The following is a 5253-nucleotide window of genomic DNA, read 5'->3' as shown; positions in this document are numbered from 1 at the left end:
ATCCCGGAAATCCCCGAGCTGACCTGGCTGCTGACCTGCGTCGCCGCCAAGGGCCTGCTCAATCGCGCCCACGCCTACAAGGCTTCGGTGGACAAAAACGTCGAGACCGGTGAAGACCCGGACGCCGGCATCACCATGGGCCTGTACAGCTACCCGGTGCTGATGGCGGCGGACATCCTGATGTTTAACGCGCACAAGGTGCCGGTAGGTCGCGACCAGATTCAGCACGTGGAAATGGCCCGTGATATTGGTCAGCGCTTTAACCACCTGTTCGGCAAGGGCAAAGAATTCTTTGTGATGCCGCAAGCGTTGATCGAAGAGAGCGTGGCGACCTTGCCAGGCCTCGATGGCCGCAAGATGTCGAAAAGCTACGACAACACTATTCCGCTGTTTGGCACCGCCAAGCAACTGAAGGCGGCGGTGTCCAGCATCGTCACTGACTCGCGCGCCCCCGGTGAAGCCAAAGACCCGGATAACTCGCACCTGTTTACCCTGTACCAAGCCTTTTCCACACCCGAGCAGCAAACTGAATTCCGCGCTGATTTGTTGGGTGGTTTGGCCTGGGGCGAAGCCAAGCAGCGCCTGTTCGAGCTGCTGGACAACGAACTGAGCGAGCCGCGCGAGCGCTATAACGCACTGATCGAACGCCCGGCTGACTTGGAGGACATTCTGCTGGCCGGTGCCGCCAAGGCGCGCAAAATCGCCACGCCATTTCTCGGCGAGCTGCGCGAAGCGGTGGGCCTGCGCTCGTTCCGTAGCGACCTGCAAACCACCCAGATGAGCAAGAAAAAAGCCGTTAAAGGCGCACGTTTTGTCAGCTTCCGTGAAGACGATGGCAGCTTCCGCTTCCGCCTGTTGGCCGCCGATGGTGAGCAACTGTTGCTGTCGAAAAACTTTGCCGATGGCAAAACCGCCGGCCAAGTGAGCAAGCGTCTGCAAGACGGCAGCGCGTTGGATGTCCGTGTTGACGGTAACGGCTTTGCCGTGTGGTTGGACGACGAAGCGGTCGGCAATAGCCCGCAATTCGCCGATGCGACAGCGTGCGAACAGGCCATTGAGCAACTGCGTGAGGCCCTGGCGCCACAGCCGGAATAAGTGACTCGGTCGGCACCCACGTGCTGGCCGATTGCCAAGCAACGGGGGCGCCGCTAAAGTGACGACCCCGTTTTTGCTGTCTGGGGGCATTCTTGAGCCCTCGCGCGCTATCCACGCCGGTAGCAAGACGCAGACCCCGGGTACTGTTTACTCGTTACCAGCCAATCATCTGCCTCGCGATGCCATGCACTTGGCCCGGTCGCGAGCTAGTAAATAGTTGAGAGCACCACGCGATGACGCCCCTCGAGCGATACCAGGCGGACCTAAAACGTCCCGACTTCTTCCACGACGCCGCGCAGGAAACTGCGGTGCGCCATCTGCAGCGCCTCTACGACGACCTGATTGCCGCCGGCGATAACAAGCCAGGCCTGTTCGGCAAACTGCTCGGCAAAAAGAACCACGATCCGGTCAAGGGCCTGTACTTCTGGGGCGGCGTCGGGCGCGGTAAAACCTACTTGGTGGACACCTTCTTTGAAGCGCTGCCCTTCAAGGAAAAGACCCGCACCCACTTCCACCGCTTTATGAAGCGCGTGCACGAAGACCTGACCACCCTGAGCGGCGAAAAAAACCCGCTGCAAGCCATCGCCAAGCGCTATGCCGCTGAAACGCGGGTGATCTGTTTTGACGAGTTTTTCGTCTCCGATATTACCGACGCGATGATTCTGGCGACCTTGCTGGAAGAGCTGTTCAAGAACGGCGTCAGCTTGGTCTCGACCTCCAACATCGTGCCGGATGGCCTGTACAAAGACGGCCTGCAACGCGCGCGCTTCCTACCTGCCATTGAGTTGCTCAAACAGCACACCACCATCGTTAACGTCGACAGCGGCGTTGACTATCGCCTGCGCGCCCTTGAGCAAGCCGAGCTGTATTACTGGCCGCTCAACGAGGGCGCAGAAGTCAGCCTGAACAAGAGTTTTGTCAGCCTGGTGCCGGAGTGCGTAAAAGCGCAGGTGGACGAGGTGCTGATGATCGAAAACCGCGGCATCCGCGCCCGTAAGGTGTGCGACGACGTGGCCTGGTTCGACTTCCGCGAGTTGTGCGATGGCCCGCGCAGCCAGAACGACTACATCGAACTGGCGAAAATTTTCCACGCCATTCTGATTTCCAACGTCGAGCAAATGGGCGTTAACGAAGACGACTTGGCGCGCCGCTTTATCAACCTGGTGGACGAGTTCTACGACCGCAACGTCAAGCTGATCATTTCCGCTGCCGTGGAGCTCAAAGACCTGTACACCGGCGGGCGATTGAACTTTGAGTTTCAGCGGACGCTGAGCCGCCTGTTGGAAATGCAGTCCCACGAATTTCTTTCGCGGGCGCACAAGCCGTAAGGCGTTTTCCAGGTTAGCTAAGTGCATAAACAAACCCCCGCTTTTTAGCGGGGGTTTGTATTAAGGCATCAGTGCAGCTTGAGGCGCGGCTCCGTACCGCGGCCGATGCGGTCGCTGAGCATCAACATCAGGGTGCGGAACACGCCGTACAGCGCCATCTGGTGCATGCGGTATAGCGACACGTAAAACATCCGCGCCAACCAGCCTTCCAGCATCACGCTACCGGTCAGGTTGCCCATCAAGTTGCCGACCGCGGAAAAACTCGCCAGGGAAATCAGCGAACCGTAGTCGCGATACTTGTAGGTCGGCAGTGCTTTGCCTTCGATACGCAGCTTCAGCGATTTGGCCAGCAACGACGCCTGTTGGTGGGCCGCCTGGGCGCGCGGCGGCACGTTGCGGCCTTCCTCGCCTGGTTGCGGGCAAGCAGCACAATCACCAAAAGCAAAGATATTGTCGTCCCGCGTGGTTTGTAGGGTCGGACGCACTTGCAGTTGGTTGATGCGATTGCTCTCCAGGCCATCCAGATCTTTGAGGAAATCCGGCGCACGAATACCCGCCGCCCAGACTTTCAGGCTGGCGGGGATATCCTGGCCCTGTGCTGTTTTCAAGCTGTCGCGAGTGACCTCGCTGACGGCGGCATTGGTTAGCACCGTAACGCCGAGCTTCTCCAAGGTTTTGTGCACCGGTTGGCCAATGCGTTCAGGCAAAGCTGGCAGCACGCGCGGACCGGCTTCGATCAAGGTGATGCGCATATTTTCTGGCTTGATGCGGTCCAGGCCATAGGCCGCCAGCTCGTGAGCGGCGTGGTGCAACTCGGCCGCCAACTCGACACCGGTCGCGCCAGCGCCAACGATGGCGACGCTGATCTGCTCCGTGCTCTGCGTTTGGTTGGCATGGGCGCGCATGTAGTGGTTAAGCAGCTGGCGGTGGAAGCGCTCAGCCTGTACGCGGGTATCGAGAAACAGACAGTGCTCGGCCGCACCGGGCGTGCCGAAGTCATTGGTGGTACTGCCCACGGCTATGACTAGGCTGTCGTAATTCAACGAGCGGGCAGGCACCAACTCTTCGCCGTGTTCATCGAGAGTGGCAGACAGCTGGATTTTCTTGGCGCTGCGGTCCAGCCCTTCCATGCGCCCGAGCTGAAACTCAAAGCTGTTCCACTTGGCCTGGGCGACATAGTTGAGTTCGTCTTCCGATGAATTCAACGAGCCGGCGGCCACTTCGTGCAGCAATGGTTTCCAGATATGGGTGAGGTTGGCGTCCACCAGGGTGACGCGGGCGATGCCGCGTTTACCCAAGGTTTTACCCAGGCGGGTAGCAAGCTCCAAGCCGCCGGCTCCGCCGCCGACAATAACAATGCGATGGGACATGGTTAACTCTCATAAGGCTTTCAGGGATTCGGCGAGACGCCGGCGAGGCGAGCGCAAAGCAGCTCATAGCACTAACCGGCTGAGTAAACGGCTGAGCAGACCAAGGCCAATGACCGAAGCCAGCACAATAAAAAGGAGAAACCACGGACGAAACGGCCGGCGCTCGACTTGATGCTGCGGCGCGCTGAGGTACTGGTCGACGCGTTCTTGGTCGTCAGGACTGAGTCGGCTGGTCATGGCAGGCCTCGTGTGGGATGAAAGCATTCTAGTCGTGGGATTTAGTCCTGCTCAACGTAAAGCTTGTCCTGCAAGCGAATAATCCCGCTTTCCAGCACCCGGCAAGTGATACCGCCATGCCCGCGCGCGGCTTGAAACGTACCGCGCCCCAGGCGCTGCTCAAGACGGGCGCAGGGTTGGCACCAGCCGGTGGTTTCCAATAGCGCCTGACCGAGGCGAAAACGCCGGTTTTTCAGGCTGAATAAATTAATGCCGCTGACGGCAATATTGCGGCGCATATCGGCCGGGGTAATCGCCTGTTCGGGTGTGCGTCCTAATAAGGCACTGATCACCGCCAGGTGTTCCCATTGAATCAAGGTCACCTGCCGTGCGTTTCGCGGCCCAGGGCGGGTATGGTCGCCAGTTAACCCAGCTTCGCGCCGCGCTTCTACAGCCTCCAGCTCAATCATCGGTTCACGGGAAACCGGCCGTACGCCAATCCAGCAGACTTCGCCTGTCTGCGGTACGTCGGCGATCAGTTCTAACAGTTGGCTCATAGGCTAATTCCAATATCCAGCAGCACCGTGCGCCCGAGGTTGATGCGCAGAAAATCCGGTGCGCCGGGGTGGGCGAATAACACCCGGGCGAAGTTGGGGCCTAGCACCGACAGCGAGCGCCAGCCCTGATGCAAAAATTCGGTAGGCGGTGGGAAGGCGCTGTTGAAATCAGTGATTTCCCGCTTGAGGTTGACGTAGGCGAGCATGTCCAGATTGCCGATGTCGATATTGCGTTCGCGGTAGCTGGCGGTTTTTTTACGTAGGGTCGGCGCCAGGCGGTTTTGTAGCTCTGCGGCGCGAATTTTCCGTGGTCGCGCCTCATGCTCAACCAATTGGCTCAGGGAGTAAGCGTTACGGCGGCGCTCCAATTCCTGGCGCCATTCATCATTGAGACGACGGCCTTCATCGAGGACAAAAAACACCTCGAAGTGCGCATCGTGAAACAGCACGTCGGGTGGGTCTTGGCTGGCCGCGCTGAACTCTTCCAGCCGATGCGGCACATTCAGCGCCTGCAAAAAGCGCTGACACACCCAACGCTCGCGCTCCCACTTTTGCGCATTGGAGAGCAGGGCGTTGGCCTGTTCGGCTTGGTCGGTCAGTAGACGCAGGTATTCGGAGTCATCCATGCGTGCAAGCTTAGCCTGGCAAACAGGCCGGTGTAGACTGCCTTTTCGCTCAGGCTGGAGG

General features: G+C 59.3%; 6 protein-coding genes. 2 read left to right on the top strand and 4 right to left on the bottom strand.

The annotated features are described in order from the left end of the window. Both trpS and zapE read left to right on the top strand, forming a co-directional pair. A partial coding sequence (gene trpS, locus AAAB16_RS04800; protein WP_340662318.1) for a tryptophan--tRNA ligase occupies positions 1-1095 on the top strand: 1095 nt, incomplete at its 5' end. Positions 1096-1328: 233 nt separating this feature from the next. Continuing rightward, complete coding sequence (gene zapE / locus AAAB16_RS04795) at positions 1329-2423, top strand: cell division protein ZapE (protein ID WP_340662317.1); 1095 nt, start codon at positions 1329-1331, stop codon at positions 2421-2423. A 68-nt stretch (positions 2424-2491) separates the two neighbouring features. Here the strand turns inward: zapE and AAAB16_RS04790 are convergent, their stop codons facing one another. From AAAB16_RS04790 to AAAB16_RS04775, 4 genes are all read right to left on the bottom strand, one after another. Further along, a complete protein-coding gene (locus tag AAAB16_RS04790; protein ID WP_340662316.1) occupies positions 2492-3793 on the bottom strand; it encodes an NAD(P)/FAD-dependent oxidoreductase in 1302 nt (433 codons plus the stop codon). Between the two features lie 63 nt (positions 3794-3856). Next, entirely contained in the window at positions 3857-4030 is a 174-nt protein-coding gene (locus tag AAAB16_RS04785) for a DUF3094 family protein (RefSeq protein ID WP_110617442.1), read from the bottom strand. 41 nt (positions 4031-4071) lie between these two features. Next, entirely contained in the window at positions 4072-4566 is a 495-nt protein-coding gene (locus AAAB16_RS04780) for an MOSC domain-containing protein (RefSeq protein WP_340662315.1), read from the bottom strand. Then, positions 4563-5192: a DUF1780 domain-containing protein gene (locus AAAB16_RS04775; protein WP_340662314.1), complete on the bottom strand. Its 630-nt coding sequence runs from the start codon at positions 5190-5192 to the stop codon at positions 4563-4565. Before AAAB16_RS04775 ends, AAAB16_RS04780 begins: the two co-directional genes overlap by 4 nt. Between the last annotated feature and the right edge of the window lie 61 nt (positions 5193-5253).

It is taken from the genome of Pseudomonas sp., from assembly GCF_037994325.1.
In the GTDB taxonomy this organism is placed as follows: domain Bacteria; phylum Pseudomonadota; class Gammaproteobacteria; order Pseudomonadales; family Pseudomonadaceae; genus Aquipseudomonas.
This window is presented reverse-complemented; position numbering and strand designations above follow the sequence as displayed.